This window comes from Synechococcus sp. UW179B, assembly GCF_900474245.1.
GTDB lineage: Bacteria > Cyanobacteriota > Cyanobacteriia > PCC-6307 > Cyanobiaceae > Synechococcus_C.
This window is the reverse complement of record NZ_UCNZ01000010.1, coordinates 130,930-147,284: the sequence shown is the minus strand read 5'-3', so window position 1 is coordinate 147,284 and position 16,355 is coordinate 130,930. Positions and strand designations below refer to the sequence as shown.

At 55.7% G+C, this 16,355-nt stretch carries 18 protein-coding genes; 9 read left to right on the top strand and 9 right to left on the bottom strand.

The genetic code is table 11. The annotated features are described in order from the left end of the window. Window positions 1-72 precede the first annotated feature (72 nt). A complete protein-coding gene (ndhM, locus tag DXY38_RS06245) occupies window positions 73-420 on the top strand; it encodes an NAD(P)H-quinone oxidoreductase subunit M (protein ID WP_115070939.1) in 348 nt (115 codons plus the stop codon). Further along, window positions 417-1,019 (top strand): DUF3172 domain-containing protein, encoded by a 603-nt coding sequence (locus DXY38_RS06240; protein WP_006853988.1) that lies wholly within the window; start codon window positions 417-419, stop codon window positions 1,017-1,019. Before ndhM ends, DXY38_RS06240 begins: the two co-directional genes overlap by 4 nt. Here DXY38_RS06240 and DXY38_RS06235 read toward each other — a convergent pair. Next, window positions 1,016-2,011, bottom strand: coding sequence for a LysR family transcriptional regulator (locus DXY38_RS06235; protein WP_115070893.1), 996 nt, complete (start codon window positions 2,009-2,011; stop codon window positions 1,016-1,018). The genes DXY38_RS06240 and DXY38_RS06235 overlap by 4 nt on opposite strands. 135 nt (window positions 2,012-2,146) lie before the next feature. On the opposite strand from DXY38_RS06235, the gene DXY38_RS06230 reads away from it, so the two are divergent. From DXY38_RS06230 to DXY38_RS06205, 6 genes are all read left to right on the top strand, one after another. Then, the gene (locus DXY38_RS06230; protein WP_115070938.1) at window positions 2,147-2,848 is read left to right on the top strand and encodes an NnrU family protein; all 702 of its coding nucleotides are present in this window, start codon (window positions 2,147-2,149) and stop codon (window positions 2,846-2,848) included. A 34-nt stretch (window positions 2,849-2,882) separates the two neighbouring features. After that, window positions 2,883-4,886, top strand: coding sequence for an NAD(P)H-quinone oxidoreductase subunit 5 (locus DXY38_RS06225; protein ID WP_115070892.1), 2,004 nt, complete (start codon window positions 2,883-2,885; stop codon window positions 4,884-4,886). Window positions 4,887-5,002: 116 nt separating this feature from the next. Further along, the gene (locus DXY38_RS06220) at window positions 5,003-6,679 is read left to right on the top strand and encodes an NAD(P)H-quinone oxidoreductase subunit 4 (RefSeq protein ID WP_115070891.1); all 1,677 of its coding nucleotides are present in this window, start codon (window positions 5,003-5,005) and stop codon (window positions 6,677-6,679) included. A gap of 85 nt (window positions 6,680-6,764) precedes the next feature. Beyond that, entirely contained in the window at window positions 6,765-7,154 is a 390-nt protein-coding gene (locus tag DXY38_RS06215) for a lipopolysaccharide assembly protein LapA domain-containing protein (RefSeq protein WP_115070890.1), read from the top strand. A gap of 97 nt (window positions 7,155-7,251) precedes the next feature. Beyond that, the gene (locus tag DXY38_RS06210; protein WP_115070937.1) at window positions 7,252-8,154 is read left to right on the top strand and encodes a segregation/condensation protein A; all 903 of its coding nucleotides are present in this window, start codon (window positions 7,252-7,254) and stop codon (window positions 8,152-8,154) included. Window positions 8,155-8,199: 45 nt separating this feature from the next. After that, on the top strand, window positions 8,200-9,375 hold the full coding sequence (locus DXY38_RS06205; protein ID WP_115070889.1) for an NDP-sugar synthase: 1,176 nt from the start codon (window positions 8,200-8,202) through the stop codon (window positions 9,373-9,375). Here the strand turns inward: DXY38_RS06205 and DXY38_RS06200 are convergent. Further along, window positions 9,359-10,249: a methylenetetrahydrofolate reductase gene (locus tag DXY38_RS06200; RefSeq protein ID WP_170952869.1), complete on the bottom strand. Its 891-nt coding sequence runs from the start codon at window positions 10,247-10,249 to the stop codon at window positions 9,359-9,361. The two genes, DXY38_RS06205 and DXY38_RS06200, sit on opposite strands and share 17 nt — an antisense overlap. Before the next feature lie 81 nt (window positions 10,250-10,330). Between DXY38_RS06200 and DXY38_RS06195 the strand changes: the two genes are divergently transcribed. Next, window positions 10,331-10,609: a helix-turn-helix transcriptional regulator gene (locus DXY38_RS06195; protein WP_115070887.1), complete on the top strand. Its 279-nt coding sequence runs from the start codon at window positions 10,331-10,333 to the stop codon at window positions 10,607-10,609. A gap of 195 nt (window positions 10,610-10,804) precedes the next feature. Here DXY38_RS06195 and DXY38_RS06185 read toward each other — a convergent pair whose 3' ends face one another. The 7 genes from DXY38_RS06185 to DXY38_RS06155 all read right to left on the bottom strand — a co-directional run bounded on the left by DXY38_RS06185 (window position 10,805) and on the right by DXY38_RS06155 (window position 16,344). After that, the gene (locus DXY38_RS06185; RefSeq protein ID WP_115070885.1) at window positions 10,805-11,308 is read right to left on the bottom strand and encodes a CYTH domain-containing protein; all 504 of its coding nucleotides are present in this window, start codon (window positions 11,306-11,308) and stop codon (window positions 10,805-10,807) included. Between the two features lies 1 nt (window position 11,309). Continuing rightward, a complete protein-coding gene (locus DXY38_RS06180; protein WP_006854000.1) occupies window positions 11,310-12,263 on the bottom strand; it encodes an NAD(+) kinase in 954 nt (317 codons plus the stop codon). 15 nt (window positions 12,264-12,278) lie between these two features. Further along, window positions 12,279-12,611 carry an NADH-quinone oxidoreductase subunit NuoK gene (nuoK, locus tag DXY38_RS06175; RefSeq protein WP_006854001.1) on the bottom strand — a complete coding sequence of 111 codons (333 nt, stop codon included), beginning with the start codon at window positions 12,609-12,611 and terminating at the stop codon, window positions 12,279-12,281. Between the two features lie 20 nt (window positions 12,612-12,631). After that, window positions 12,632-13,231: an NADH-quinone oxidoreductase subunit J gene (locus tag DXY38_RS06170; protein WP_115070884.1), complete on the bottom strand. Its 600-nt coding sequence runs from the start codon at window positions 13,229-13,231 to the stop codon at window positions 12,632-12,634. After that, window positions 13,228-13,887 carry an NAD(P)H-quinone oxidoreductase subunit I gene (gene ndhI / locus DXY38_RS06165; RefSeq protein ID WP_115070883.1) on the bottom strand — a complete coding sequence of 220 codons (660 nt, stop codon included), beginning with the start codon at window positions 13,885-13,887 and terminating at the stop codon, window positions 13,228-13,230. Before ndhI ends, DXY38_RS06170 begins: the two co-directional genes overlap by 4 nt. Window positions 13,888-13,968: 81 nt before the next feature. Then, entirely contained in the window at window positions 13,969-15,087 is a 1,119-nt protein-coding gene (gene nuoH, locus DXY38_RS06160; RefSeq protein ID WP_170952871.1) for an NADH-quinone oxidoreductase subunit NuoH, read from the bottom strand. 60 nt (window positions 15,088-15,147) lie between these two features. Then, window positions 15,148-16,344, bottom strand: a complete 1,197-nt coding sequence (locus tag DXY38_RS06155; protein ID WP_115070936.1) for a citrate synthase — start codon at window positions 16,342-16,344, stop codon at window positions 15,148-15,150. Window positions 16,345-16,355 lie beyond the last annotated feature (11 nt).

Sequence of the window (16,355 nt, the reverse complement as noted above, 5' to 3'; positions counted from 1 at the left end):
GATCACGGCCCGGTTCGCTTCCTAAAGTCTTCGACAACCGCAAGCGCGGTGTCCTTACGCAATACAAGCCCCATGGCCGACACCCTGCTGAAGAGCACCACTCGCCACGTGCGCCTATTCACAGCTCGAGTGGATGACGGGCGGCTCGTCCCAGCCCCCAATCAGCTCACTCTCGACCTCGATCCAGACAATGAGTTCCTTTGGGACGAAAACTGTATTCAGACGGTTCAACAACGCTTCCGTGAGCTGGTTGAAGCCCATGCAGGACAGCCTCTGAACGATTACAACCTTCGCCGAATCGGCTCTGAACTCGAGGGAAGTATCCGCCAGCTTCTGCAGGCAGGCCAGCTGAGCTACAACCCTGATTGCCGGGTTCTGAACTACTCCATGGGCCTGCCCCGCACACCTGAACTGCTGTGAGCCGCTCCCCCTACGACCGTCCACGGGGCGGGAATCCCCGTCGTCCTGATGAGCGCAGAGGAGGTCGTTACAACCCTCCGCCACCAGGCAACAACGAGGGTGGAGATGGAGGTGGTCGTTTCAACACCACCAGAATTGCTGTCCTCGCTGGAGTTCTGGTGGTGGGGATCGGAATCGGCAGTGCCGTGACAAGCACCACCCAGGGAGATCAAGGCAACATCGCCAGCAGCCAGCAGTTGGATATGGCGGTGCCCGATCCAGAGTTCTGCAGGCAATGGGGAGCCAGCGCCTTTGTGATGGACATTGAGATGTACACCACACTCAACCCATCCAGCAGCTTCGTCACGCAGCCCACCCTCCAACCAGGCTGTGTAATTCGCCGAGAGAACTGGGCTGTATTACGCAAAGAAGGCGCCGTCACCGCCGCTCAGGAAAGGCAATGCAAACAAAGGATGAACACCTTTGCTTACATCGGATCCGTGAGGGACAAACCCGTTGTTCGCTGCGTCTACCAAACCGACATCACGCAAAACAAATTTCTCACCAAGGGAATCGCCGACGACACCGTGGGAATCACCCCAGAAGCTGATCAGTTTTAAGGCGCGTCAAGATCTGTGATCACGGGCTCTGGCCCTACAGCCGCAGGTCTTGGCTGACGCAAAGGACTATCGGCGCTGGCAAACACCGGCAAAACATCACAGCGAAACGCCTCTGCCGCCCGTGAGCAGTAGCGAGCTGGATGGGTAATCAGCCTTAATTGCCGCCGCACCTGCAGGCCCGCCACGGATGGCTTGTGCAAACTACCTGCCGTGAGCTCCCTCTCAATCGAGACCACCGGCAGGAAAGCCGCACCTAAACCTGATTGCACAGCATTTTTGATGGCCTCAAGGGAATTGAGCTCCATCTCAATCCGCAATCTCTGCACATCCAAGCCAGAACGCGCCAGCAGCTGATCCACCATCTTGCGCGTGGTGGACTGGGCATCTAAACAAACAAATCCCAAGCGATAGAGATCCTCCTTACTCAGTTCAGGCAGGCGAGCCAGGGGATGCTTCACAGGAAGCACCAGGGCCAATTCATCACTGGCGTAAGGAACCACCTGCAGCAACTCGTTCAACTCAGCAGGTAATTCGCCGCCGATGATGGCGAGATCGATCTGGCCATTCGCCACGCTCCAACCGGTTCGTCTCGTGCTGTGAACATGCAGCTGCACGGCCACATCTGGGAATTTTTGCCGAAACAGACCAATCATTCGGGGCATCAGGTACGTCCCCGTGGTTTGGCTAGCACCCACCACGAGAGATCCCCCCTTCAGGTTGTGCAAGTCATCCAAAGCGCGACACGCTTCATGGCATTGACTCAGAATTCGATCGCAATAGCTCAGCAGCAAATGACCGGCTTCGGTGAGCTGAGCCTTGCGACCTCCACGATCAAACAAGGACACCTCAAGCTGCTTCTCCAGGTTCTGGATCTGCAAACTGACCGCTGGCTGCGTCACATAAAGACTGTCAGCAGCTTTTTTAAAGCTGCCTTCGCTGACGATGGCGCGGAGAATACGCAGCTGATCCAGTGTGAAAGGCAGATCGGCCATATGCGACAGCCGACCCGGCAGGGATAGCTCCAAGATTTTATAGGGAAGGAACCCACCGCCCGGCAGAATTACCCTCCATGCAGCAACTCTTTGGATGAGCTCCTAGGCGGCGGAAGGCATCACTCCAGCGTGGTGATGCTGGTGATGCTTTTGGTCTTCGCTGTGATTCACAGCGGCGGGGCTGCCCTTCGCACGCGCGCTGAAGCCAAAATTGGGGCCAGGGCCTGGCGCTTGCTTTTCGCTGCCTTGAGTATTCCTTCCGCGATTGTCGTCATCGGCTATTTCCTTGCCCATCGCTATGACGGCATAAGGCTCTGGAATCTTCAAGGCACGGAGGGCTTGGTGCCCGTGATCTGGGTGCTCACAGCCATTAGTTTTCTGTTTCTTTATCCAGCCACCTACAACCTGCTGGAAATCCCCGCTGTCCTGAAGCCGCAAGTGCGTCTCTACGCCAGCGGCATCATCCGGATTAGCCGTCACCCTCAAGCCGTTGGCCAGGTTCTCTGGTGCTTTAGCCATGCCCTATGGATCGGCAGCAGCTTCATGGTCGTGACCTGCATCGGCCTGATCGGACATCACCTATTCGCTGTTTGGCATGGAGATCGACGCTTACAAGCTCGATTTGGTGATGACTTCGTAAAGCTGAAACAAAGCACATCCGTGCTGCCTTTCGCCGCTGTCCTCGATGGACGTCAGACCCTGATTTGGAGCGAATTGCTGCGGCCAGCACAACTCGGCATCGCGATCGCGGTGGGGGTTTTCTGGTGGGCCCATCGCTTCATTTCATTGGGAGGCATCGCGTTCCTTCACTCACCTCTTGAAGGGCTTTTGAGCTGAGCTGCCTACACTCAAATCACTCTGCTTCACTCGGATGCCGTCGGCTGCCGATTTTGCCTGGCTGATCCCAGTGCTCCCCCTCGTTGGGGCATTGATCACAGGTCTTGGTCTGATTAGCTTCAATCGCACCATTAACCGGCTCAAAAAACCGGTTGCCTTGCTGCTGATCAGCTGCATTGGAGCTGCAGCGGTCATTAGCTATGCCGTTCTGTTTGAGCAGTTGGGTGGAGCGCCCCCCGTTGAGCATCTGTTCATCTGGGCGAGTGCTGGAGATTTCAGTCTTCCGATGGGGTACGTGGTCGACCCGCTGGCAGCAGTGATGCTCGCCTTGGTGACCACGGTGGCGCTGCTGGTGATGATTTATTCCCACGGCTACATGGCCCACGACAAGGGCTATGTGCGCTTTTTCACCTACCTAGCCATCTTCAGCAGTTCCATGTTGGGGCTCGTGGTGAGCCCCAACCTTCTGGAAATTTATGTTTTCTGGGAGCTGGTGGGGATGGCCTCCTACCTCTTGGTGGGCTTCTGGTACGACCGTGAAGGCGCTGCTCACGCCGCCCAAAAAGCATTCGTCGTCAATCGCGTTGGCGACTTCGGTCTCCTGCTAGGCATCCTCGGGCTTTATTGGGCCACTGGAAGCTTCGGATTCCAGGGCATTGCCGATGGCTTATCTGCAGCCGTCAGCAGTGGTGTCGTACCTGGCTGGGCTGCACTCGCTCTCTGCCTGTTTGTCTTTATGGGGCCAATGGCGAAGTCGGCCCAATTTCCACTCCACGTGTGGTTGCCTGATGCCATGGAGGGGCCCACACCGATCTCTGCTTTGATCCACGCGGCCACCATGGTCGCCGCAGGCGTTTTCCTCGTCGCCAGGCTGGAACCCCTTTACAGCCAATTCCCAGCTGTAGGCACATTTATCGCCGTCATTGGAACGATCACCTGTTTCTTGGGAGCCTCCATCGCTCTCACGCAGATGGATCTCAAGAAAGGGCTTGCTTACAGCACCGTGTCGCAGCTGGGTTACATGATGCTGGCCATGGGGTGCGGCGCTCCCGTTGCTGGCATGTTCCACCTGGTGACCCATGCCTTCTTCAAGGCGATGTTGTTCCTTGGATCTGGATCTGTGATCCATGCCATGGAAGATGTGGTGGGTCACGAACCTGTCCTGGCCCAAGACATGCGGCTGATGGGTGGACTGCGCAAAAAGATGCCGATCACGGCCATCACTTTTTTAATCGGGTGTGTTGCCATTAGTGGCATCCCACCCCTGGCTGGCTTCTGGAGCAAGGATGAGATTCTTGGCCAGGCCTTCAACAGTTTCCCGCTGCTCTGGGCTGTTGGTTTCGCGACTGCGGGCATGACCGCCTTTTACATGTTCCGCCTTTACTTCCTGACCTTCGAAGGGGAGTTCCGGGGGAACAACTCTGCTCTGCAACAGGAGCTCATGGCTGCCGCAGGGAAACAAGTCGAGGAGGGTCACGATCACCACGCAGCCGGCAGTGTCCACGAGTCACCCTGGTCCATGACCCTTCCCCTAGCGGTTCTCGCCGTGCCCTCAGCCCTGATCGGCCTGCTCGGCACCCCCTGGAATAGCCGTTTTGCTGGGCTGCTGAATCCCGAAGAGGCTGCGGAAATGGCCGAACACTTCAGCTGGGGAGACTTCCTTCCGCTCGCCGGAGCGTCCGTTGCGATTTCCGTCACCGGACTCACGGTGGCCGTTCTCGCCTACGCCCTGCGCAGGATCGACCTCGGCGAACTGGTGGCAGCTCGGTTCCCAACCCTCAATGCCTTTTTGGCAAACAAATGGTACTTAGATGCCATCAACGAGAAATTATTTGTACGCAGTAGTCGCAAGCTGGCCCGCGAAGTCCTGGAAGTGGATGCAAAGGTTGTCGATGGTGTGGTGAATTTCACCGGTTTGCTCACCCTTGGTAGTGGCGAAGGCCTCAAATACTTCGAAACGGGTCGAGCCCAGTTCTATGCCCTGATCGTGTTCGGTGGAGTGATTGCCATGGTGGTTCTCTTCGGCGCTCTGGGCTGAGCGATTCGTTGATTTCCAACCTTCAGGAGTGGGGGTTATGTGTGTCAACGCCTATCGAGTGGATGCGCATTCGCCCAAGATTTCTACACTGCCAAAAGTGGTGAAAGACCTGTCCCGTGCTCGAATTTGCCGTTAGTGCACCCTTTGATCCGGCATTCGACATCTCAAGCGGTATCGTTCCGGCCACTTTCCCGTGGTTGAGCCTTTCGATCCTGTTTCCCATTGTTGGGGCCTTCATTGTTCCCTTCGTGCCAGACGATGGAGATGGCAAACAGGTGCGCTGGTTTGCACTCGGAATTGCCCTCACCACTTTCCTCATTACAGCGGCGGCCTATCTCACGGGATATGACCCCAGTTACAGCGGACTCCAACTATCGGAACGGGTGAGCTGGCTGCCCAATCTCGGGCTCACATGGGCTGTTGGGGCCGACGGCCTCTCCATGCCGCTAATCCTGCTAACGAGCTTCATCACAGCCTTGGCGGTTTTGGCAGCCTGGCCCGTGACGTTTAAGCCCAAGCTGTTCTTCTTCCTGATCCTGGCGATGGATGGCGGCCAAATTGCCGTCTTCGCTGTTCAAGACATGCTTCTGTTCTTCCTCGCCTGGGAGCTGGAGCTACTTCCGGTGTATCTCTTGCTGGCCATTTGGGGAGGGAAAAAACGTCAATACGCGGCCACCAAGTTCATTCTCTACACAGCTGGCAGCTCTCTGTTCATCCTCTTGGCAGCCCTTGCCATGGGCTTTTTTGGAGGGGGCGTGCCCAACTTTGAATACAGCGTTCTTGCCCAAAAGGGTTTCAGCACTGGATTTGAGTTGCTCTGTTATGCGGGGTTATTGATTGCCTTCGGGGTGAAATTACCGATTGTTCCCCTCCATACCTGGCTTCCTGATGCCCATGGTGAGGCCACGGCACCTGTTCACATGTTGCTGGCAGGCATTTTGCTCAAGATGGTGGGCTATGCCTTGATGCGCTTTAACGCCGAAATTCTGCCTGTCGCGCATGCCCAATTCGCGCCCCTCCTAGTGGTGCTGGGAGTCGTGAACATCATCTATGCGGCGCTCACCTCCTTCGCTCAACGCAATCTCAAACGCAAGATCGCTTACAGCTCCATCAGCCATATGGGTTTCGTGCTCATCGGCATTGGCAGCTTCAGCGAGCTGGGGACGAGTGGAGCCATGCTCCAAATGATTAGCCATGGATTAATCGGCGCCAGTCTTTTCTTCCTCGTGGGTGCCACCTACGACCGCACTCACACACTTCAGTTGGATGAGATGGGGGGCATTGGCCAAAAAATGCGGATCATGTTTGCCCTGTGGACTGTTTGCTGCCTCGCCTCCCTTGCTCTGCCTGGGATGAGCGGATTTGTGAGCGAACTGATGGTGTTCACAGGCTTTGCCACCGATGAGGCCTACACCCTCAGCTTCCGAATCGTGATTGATGGCCTAGCTGCCATCGGCGTGATCCTGACTCCGATCTATTTGCTGTCGATGTTGAGAGAGATCTTCTTTGGGAAAGAAAACAGAGAACTCGTTTCTCACTCCAATCTTGTGGACGCTGAGCCCAGGGAGGTTTACATCATCGGTTGTCTGCTCGTTCCAATCATTGGCATCGGGCTCTATCCAAAGCTGATGACCGACAGTTACAGCAACACGATCTCAGCTCTTGTAAGGCGTGATGTTGACGCCATGGAGAGGGTCACACGACCCACAGCGCCACTCATCCGCAGCAGTTCCATTGTGCCAGCGCTCTTCTCGGCACCAAAACTGACACAAGCATCTCAGCCCGTCTCGTAAAGATCTTCGTCCTTTCTCTGGAAATGCGATTCAGACCCTGAATCGCTCCTTAATTTTCAGACGCCTGTCGCACACTCTGTTCGCCATGCGTCAGATCAATTTCAGTTTAATTTTCATCTTCGGCCTCGGCACGGTGTTTTTCACGTTGGAGAACACCAGCCCCACCACGGTGAATGTTTTGCCATGGATGCACTACACCTTGCCTCTGGCCGCTCTGCTGCTCTTAGCAGCGGGTATCGGAGCTGCTGCTGCCTGGCTTTTTGCAAGCTGGAGTGGAATGCTCAATACGGTGGAGCGATTGGGCAAAGCCACTGAATTCGAAGCTCAGCAGGTTCGCATTCAAGAATTAGAAACCGACCTCGATCGCTACCGCTCAACGGTCCAGACCCAGTTAGGACTGCTGCCATCAGGCAACAGTGACTCGGCCTCAACCACAAGCGCGAATCCCACCGTCGACATCGATTCCAATTCCTAAAAAGGAAAGGCTTGACGGGAAGAAGGAAGCGAATCTCCTGTGGGGACTGGCGTCCCCCGGATTGGGCCGATACCTTGCCATCAGATTGAGGTTGTTTTTGTCTGATGCTGGCCTGACCTCAAAAGCGGATGCCGGCGCCCGTCTTGCGATCCGTCTTCTCCAGGATGCCGCCCAAAGCGGCACGCTTGATCCTTGGGATGTCGACGTCATCTCAGTGGTAGATGGATTTTTAGATCAACTCAGACAACGCATCGACGTTCCTCGACGGGTTGCTGCTCAGCTGGGCCAACAGGGAGGAAGCTACGAACGTGATTTGGCCGAAAGCAGCGAAGCCTTTCTTGCGGCTTCCGTGCTGGTGGGGCTCAAGGCGGAGGTGCTTGAAGCCAGCACCCTCCCTCCAGACCCGGTCGTGGAAGACGCCTTTGACCCCGACTTCATGGAACAGGGTTGGCTCGATCCCCGCTTCAATTTGCCGCGCCATCCTGAACGCCACCTCTTAAGACGTCCTGTGGCTCCACCTCCCCTGAGGAGGCCGGTCACGCTTGGGGAACTGATCGAACAACTGGAGACCATTGCCGAGCAACTGGAGACAGACGAACTGGACATGCGCCGGCGTCAGCGCCAGAAGCGCTTTAGCAATCGAGAGGCGATTGCCCAGGTCGCAGCCTTGGCCCATCGGGAAAAACTTCCTGAAACCACTGCCGCCTTGGGAGTTTTCTTGAAAGAATGGGAGCAAGCCTTGCACTGGGTTGATTTTGAGCTTCTTGTCAGCCGTTGGGCAGAGGCGGCGGCTCCTGACCTCGACACAGACCGCGTTGGAGTGTTCTGGGCCCTTTTGTTTCTGTCTTCTCAGAGTCAGGTCGAGCTAGAGCAAGTGGGCTCGCTGCACGCACCCATTCGTTTAAAGCGTCTGCTCCTTGCCGGCGAAATCACTCAGTTGCCGATCACCAGTCTGGAAGTGCCAGATATCACGCCGACCTTGCCTGCGATTGCCGCCTAATCACCCTCTTATGTTGATGACTACGTTTTCAAGCTTGGTACGTCAATGAAGGCCATGATCCTGGCCGCAGGCAAGGGAACCCGGGTGCAGCCGATCACGCATGTGATCCCGAAACCCATGATTCCGATCCTGCAGAAACCGGTGATGGAGTTCCTGCTGGAGCTGCTCAAAGAGCATGGTTTCACTGAGGTCATGGTCAACGTGTCTCATTTGGCCGAGGAAATCGAAAACTATTTCCGAGATGGTCAGCGTTTTGGTGTCGAAATCGCTTACAGCTTCGAGGGAAGCATTCAGGACGGCGAACTGATCGGAGACGCCCTGGGTTCTGCGGGTGGTCTCAAAAAAATCCAAGATTTTCAGACCTTTTTTGACGACACCTTTGTGGTGTTGTGTGGTGATGCCCTCATCGACCTCGACCTCACCGAGGCTGTCAGACGTCACCGCGCCAAAGGCGCACTGGCCAGTCTTGTCACCAAAACGGTCCCCAAAGACCAGGTGAGCAGTTATGGCGTTGTGGTGAGTGATGACGATGGCAAAATCCAAGCCTTTCAAGAGAAACCCAGTGTTGAGGAAGCGTTAAGCGACACGATCAACACCGGCATCTATCTCTTCGAGCCTGAGATTTTCGAGCACATTCCCTCCGGAAAATCCTTCGACATCGGTTCCGATCTCTTTCCCACTTTGGTGAAGCAAGGCGCTCCGTTTTATGCCCTCCCCATGGATTTTGAATGGGTCGACATCGGCAAAGTACCTGATTACTGGCAAGCCATTCGCAGCGTTCTCCAAGGAGAAGTTCGTCAAGTTGGCGTTCCTGGGAAAGAGGTCAAGCCCGGTGTGTTTACGGGCCTGAATGTGGCGGCCAATTGGGACAAAATCAATGTTGAAGGCCCGGTCTATGTCGGCGGAATGACCAAAATTGAAGATGGTGCCACCTTGATCGGTCCCACGATGATTGGGCCAAGCTGCTACATCTGCGAAGGTGCAACCATCGACAACTCGATCATTTTTGATTACTCAAGGATCGGGACGGGCGTGCAATTAGTGGAAAAACTCGTGTTTGGCCGCTATTGCGTTGACAAGGAAGGCGATCACATCGATCTCCAGGAAGCTTCACTCGATTGGTTGATCACGGATGCCCGTCGTCAGGATTTGGTGGAGCCCTCTCCCCAACAGAAAGCGATGGCAGAACTCCTGGGCACCGACCTCACCCAGGCAAGCTGACGGCAGCCTGTTTCAAAATCGCTGGAATGCGTTCTTCTGCTTTGATCGCCATCAGATGAACGCCTTGAGCCACTCCTAGGTATCGCTGAACCTGTTCAGCAGCAATTTGAATGCCTTCTGCCGCCGGGTCCGCCGCGCCCTCCAAGCGGGCGATCAGACTGTCAGGAATGCAGGCACCAGGCACCATCCGATTGATAAACGCTGCATTGCGCGCCGACTTCAACAAGAACACACCCGCTAGCACTGGAAGTTCCATGGGCTCTGAGATCTCACGGCAAAACCGTTCCAATACAGCAGCATCCATCACCATCTGCGTCTGAACAAAACGCGCTCCTGCGGCTTTTTTTCGCTCCATCCGTCGCACCAAGCCTGACCAACTTGCACATTGGGGATCTGCCGCCGCTCCCGCGAAGATGTCGGTAGGACCATCAGCAAGATCACCCTTCACCGGATCATCTCCCCGATTGAAGGCCGTGACCTGCTGCAGCAAGCGCACAGATTCCAGTTCATTCACAGGACGGGCCTTGGGCTGATCACCAGCACGCACAGGATCCCCGGTAAGGCAAAGAAGATTACGGATCCCCAACGCATGGGCACCCAACAGATCAGCTTGAATCGCAATGCGATTGCGATCGCGACAGGCCATCTGCAGCACGGGCTCGATGCCTTCGTCCAAAAGGAGACGAGCCACAGCAAGACTGCTCATCCGCATGACTGCACGACTGCCATCCGTGACATTGACAGCATGGACAAACCCCTTGAGGGCCCTTGCCATCTCGAGAGCATGGGATGGGTCTCCACCTCGTGGAGGCATCACTTCAGCCGTAATGGTGACGGCTCCAGCCTCGAGGCTGCTTTGCAGCGCTGAACGCAAACGAATGATCGCTACTGAAAACCACTATGGAAGATCAGGTTCTCCATACCTGCTTAAGATGCAAACCATGGTCCAAGAAGAATGGCCATCGGTGAGGAGCCCTGTTCAATGACTGTTTCCCTCTCCAGCCGTGAAATAGAGATCATCGAACTGGTAGCCATGGGGCTGACCAATCAAGAGATCGCTGAACGACTGACGATCAGCAAGCGTACGGTCGACAATCACGTGAGCAATGTGTTCACAAAAACCGGCTCAAAAAATCGCGTGGCTTTGTTGAACTGGGCGATGGATCACGGAAAAATTTGCCGAGATGGCTTCAATTGCTGCACCCTTCCCCCTGATGCCTCCGACGCGTCCTGATTGGAAGAGGGGCAGGGATTGGGATATCCGTTAAGGAGCAGCTCGCCAAAGAAAGTCCAAACAAACTGGCATAAGCGAGGCAGGCTTCACGATCCAATCCTGTGAAACGCAGGATCCCATCAGAGTCATATAGACCGAGCATGCCGTCTCCCCTTGCGAACCATGCTCCAAATCTAAAGGAAATCAAAAGAATTTTTAGGTTTTCAGTCGATATTCGTCAATCCAATCCCGAGGCCAGGTAGCAAAAGGCTGATAAGCCAGTGCTGCATTGCTCCAGCGCGGATCCCCTGTGATCTCAACACCACACCAGTCGGGGATCGTTAAGGGGCTATCGGGGGCCTCAAGTTCAACCTCAGCAAGAATTAACGGTGAATTGCTGCCTTCAAAGCAATCAACGACCCAATCCCCCCCTCCCTGCTGAAGGGAATAGCGCGTTTTCGTGACGCGATGGGGCGCAAGTGCCCAAAGCTCTTCCGCATCCATTCCGGGGATGTCGTATTCGAATTCATGGCGAGCAATCCCTGCAGCAGGGGCCTTCAAGGTCAGCCATGCCTTGCCATCAGCGCGCAACCGCATGCGAACGGTGAATCCATCGGGCGAAGCGGACAGATACCCCTGTCGCAGCGCTTGGGGGGGACCCGCCACAAGACGCCATCCGGGATGGGTCACCAGGAATCGCCGTTCAATCTCCAGGGCCATCTCAGTTTGAGGAGGGAGCACTATCCAGCAAACTTCCCGCCCAGTGAAGTTTGCGTGACAACGTTCGGTAATAGGAAGGACTTTGATCCAGCTGGACCATCAACGCATGATGGGCAGCCTGCTGAATGACGCAGCATTCACCTGGGCCAAAAACCTCTCCAGCCGCCCCATCTTTCCAAAGTTTCACCTGACGACTGGCATCACCCAGAGGCCAAATCACAACCCTGGAGCGAGGAGGCAGCACCACGGTGCGACTTGACAAACTCATCGGACAAATCGGACTGACAACAATCGCATCGATCCCTGGATGCAAGATCGGGCCACCAGCAGCCATCGCATAACCCGTTGATCCCGTAGGCGAAGCCAAAATCAAGCCATCTCCTCGAACTTGATCCACAACCTCTCCATCGATCTCCATTTCAAGAATGCAGGTTGGAGACAAATCTTCGTGATAGGGCTTGAGGTAGAGGTCATTCAGTGCCCAGTGAATCTCCTGATCGTCAGGAAGACCATCGTCTGCTCCAGAGGTCTCCTCATCCTCAGAACCATGCAGATCCCCCATGCGCTGGATCACCGCCTGCAACATCATGCGCCGCTCCAAGGCAAAACGATCTTCCAGCACGCGCTCCCAGAGCCCTTCACTGCGAAGCAAGCCGGGATCATGCGTGAGAAAGCCAAGATGGCCTCCTACGTTGAAACTCAGAATCGGGACATCCAGAACGGCGAGGTGTCTGGCGGCACCGAGCACGGTTCCATCACCCCCAAGCACCACCGCCAAATCCGGTAGCCGAGGCTCCGAAGCCAGCAAACCGGGGAACGGGTCTGCCGTCAGGCCACTCATCGCCAAGACGCAGGTCACGCCAATCGTCTCAAGCTCATCGGCGCAACGACGCGCCTCTTTGAGCGCCAGTGGGCTATCTGCGCGATAAATCAGCCAGACCCGTTGAAGGCGCATAACAGCGTGACGTCTTTACCAGCGCAAAAGATTGAAGCGCTCCATGTCCACAGTGACTCTGTTCCTGTACAGCGACAACAAGATCGCCAAACCGACAGCAGCCTCAGCGGCAGCAACGGTGATCACAAACACTGAGAACACCTGGCCACGAATCAGTTGGCCATCGACGTAGGAAGAAAAGGCCATCAGGTTGATGTTCACTGCATTGAGCATCAACTCAATGCTCATCAACACGCGAACAGCATTTCGGCTGTTAATAAGACCCCAGACTCCCGTACAAAACAGGACTGCTGCCAAGAGCAGATAGGCTTGGAGAGGAACAGAACCAGAAAGCAGCTCAGAGAGCATCACAAGAAAGGAGAAAGAATTCAGGCGCGAGGCTGGTCGGTCAATAAAGGGGTGCGTGCCTTTTCTATTAGGCCCTGATCGACCTCTTCGCCAGTGACAGGATCTACAGATTGAACGTCACGACGGGCCAAAACAATGGCCCCAATCATGGCCATCAACAATAAAACAGATGCCAACTCAAAAGGCAGCAAGTAGTCGGTGAACAGATGTTCACCGATGCGAACGGTGGCATCCTCCCCAATCGGCATTGGGCCCTTGGCCCAGGGCGTGGTGACCACAACACGGGTCAAGAGTGCAAACAGGCCAACACACACACCACCCGAGAGAAGACGGCGTATGGGGAGTCCGGGGATCGGAGCCAGATCCTCCTTTTTGTTCACCAGCATGATCGCGAACAGGATCAAAACGTTGACGGCACCCACATACACCAGGACCTGGGCCGCCGCCACAAAACTGGCGTTAAGCAGGAGGTAGAGACCTGCCACTGCCAAAAACACACCGCCTAGGAGGAAGGCTGAATAGACAATGTTGCTCAAGAACACCACGCCGAGGGCTCCCAGGACGATGACGGCACTCAGAGCCAAAAAACAAATGAGCTGCGTTGACGCGGCGATCGTCATCCTGCGCTCTCCTCCTCGTTGGAAGCTGATAAAGATGATTCTCTCCCATCCTCGGCAGCCTTCCTGGATCCAGCGGCCTTGAGCTCCTCAAGGATTTGCTCAGGAAGCTTGCCTGCTCGGGGGCGATCAGGAGAAACGCCATGGGGCTGAACTTCCCCAGCGGGCAAATACACCAGTTCCCGCAACGGCTGGACCGATGGATCTGTCGTCACACTGGTTGGCAGGCGACCTAAGGCAACGTTGTCGTAATTCAGGCTATGGCGATCGAAGGCTGCCAATTCATATTCTTCGGTCATCGACAAGCAATTGGTAGGGCAGTACTCCACGCAGTTGCCGCAAAAAATACAAACCCCAAAATCAATCGAATAATTGCGTAGCTCTTTTTTCTTCGTCTCCTTGTTCATCACCCAATCAACCACGGGAAGATTGATGGGACAGACGCGCACACACACCTCACAGGCGATGCACTTGTCGAATTCGTAATGAATCCGTCCTCGATACCGCTCAGACGGGATCAGCTTCTCGTAGGGGTACTGCACCGTGACCGGACGGCGCTTCATATGGTCGAAGGTGACCGACAGGCCTTGCGTGAGATTACGGGCCGCATCCACTGCATCCCTGGTGTAATCACCAACCTGTTTAAGGAAGCCGAACATGGTTTGGAATCGGGGAAGGGAACGATCGAGGAATCAAAACCCGGCTTTCATGATGCCGCCGGGAGAGGGGAAGTGACGAAATCAGCCGCCAAAAGCAACCGGAAAGGCCAGCTTGAGGGCTGCTGTGACCAGGAGGTTGACCAGGGCCAAAGGCAACAGGAATTTCCAGCCAAGATCCAACAGCTGATCGATCCTGACCCGTGGAGTGGTCCAACGCAAAAGGATCGCGATGAAGACCAACAGATAGGCCTTCAAAACCGTCATCACAATGCCCACGGTGCCTGTGATCAACTGCACCAAAGGCGCATCAATCGGCTGGTTTAACCAAGAGGCCAGCCATTCAACGGGGATCGGGAAGCCCCAACCACCTAGATAGAGGATGGAAACAAGGAGAGCAGAGAGAACCAGATTGATGTAACTGCCCAGGTAGAAGAGGGCAAATTTCATCCCTGAGTATTCGGTCTGATAGCCAGCAACCAGCTCTTCCTCAGCTTCTGGGAGGTCAAAAGGCAGACGCTCACACTCCGCAAGCGCACAAATCCAGAAAATCAGGAAGCCAACCGGCTGACGCCAGATGTTCCAACTCAGAACACCAGCCCCCGTTTGTTGGTTAACGATATCGACAGTGCTTAAGGAGTTGCTCATCATCACGACGGCCAGGACGGCCAACGCGAGCGGAATCTCGTAACTGATCGATTGGGCTGCCGCACGAAGACCTCCCAACAACGAATATTTATTGTTTGAGGCGTAGCCACTCATCAGAAGACCAATGGGCTGAACGCTGCTCAGCGAGATCCAAAGGAAAATGCCAACGCCCACATCGCTGATCAACAGGTTCTGCCCGAAGGGCACGATCAACCAAGACAAAATGACCGGCACCACCACCAGCACAGGGCCGAGGGTGAAAAGAATGCTGTCCGCTCGGTCCGGAATGATGTCTTCCTTGACGAGCAGCTTGAGCCCATCGGCAAGAGGCTGAAGAACACCGAGGGCTCCGGCGTACTCAGGCCCAACCCTTTGCTGCACGGCCGCAGAAATCTTTCGTTCCAGCCACACCGTGACCAGAACCCCCACAACAGCGGCCACAAGGACCAGCAACATCGGGAAGGGAAGCCAGAGCATGCGGGCAGCCTGGGCCGAGAGCCCAAACCCCTCCAGGGCCTGACTAAAGCTCTGCTCAAGGTCAAGACCCGGGCTCACCAGAGCCGGCGCGGTGGTGGCGAGGGAAGTCACCATGGTCAGAGAACAGATTGATGCAACTTAAGCGCCCGCGGCATTCACCCGCTCGTCTGCAGGGACCCAATGACGCATGGATGTGCCGGTATAAATCTGAGAAGGGCGAAAAATCCGATTGGCGCCGAGCTGCTCCCTCCAATGTGCCAACCACCCGGCCACCCGGGAAATCGCAAACACCGGGGTGAACAGATCTCTTGGAATCCCAAGTTTCCGGTACACAAGCCCTGAATAAAAATCAACGTTGGGATAAATCCCCTTGGGCCCGAGTCGAATCGCCGCAGCCGTTTCAAGGGCATGGGCCACGTCATAGAGCTCGTCGTGACCAAAGCGAGCAAACAACTCCTCAGCCAAGGACTGAAGGATCACGGCCCGCGGATCTTTCACTTTGTACTCACGGTGGCCAAAACCCATCACTTTGCGTTTGCTCGCCACGGCTGACTCGAGGTAGGAGTCGGCCTGTTCCGGAGTACCAATCTCCTCCAACATCGCCAGAACATCTTCGTTAGCGCCTCCATGGAGAGGGCCCGCCAGCGTTCCGACCGCCGATGCCACGACGGCATAGGGGTCGGTCAACGTGCTCGCCGTCACCCTGGCGCTGAACGTACTGGCATTGAGGCTGTGCTCAGCGTGGAGGATCAAACAGCGATCAAAGATTCGAGAGGCCAGGGGATCGGGCTCTTGCTCCGTGAGCATGTACAGAAAGTTGGCGGAGTAAGCCAGGTCGTCGCGGGGCTGGATTGGATCCTGGCCTTTTCGGATCAACTGGAAGGCCGCCACCATGGTTGGAATCTTGGCAATCAGCCTGACAACAGCGTCGTAGATGTATTGCGGATCATCGATGGCCCGGCGGGAATAGAAGAGACCCAAGGAAGCCGCGCTCGATTGCAGCGCATCCATCGGATGCCCGTTGGCGGGGAAGCACTTCATCATGTCGCGCACCCGAAAGCTGACTCGGCGATGCATCTGCACTTCGTGCTCAAAATCACGAAATTGCTGCGGTGTCGGCAGTTCACCCCAGATCAACAGATAGGTGGTCTCCAGGAAACTGCTGTGGACCGCAAGGTCATCGAGGGAGTAGCCCCGATAGGAGAGACGCCCCTGGAGGCCGTCAATGTCGCAAATCGAAGATTGGGTGGCGGGGACGCCCTCCAGACCAGGCCTGAACACCAACCCCGTGCGTTCATGCCGGATTTCGGTACCGCCGGTCTGACTCACCACCACCCACAACAACA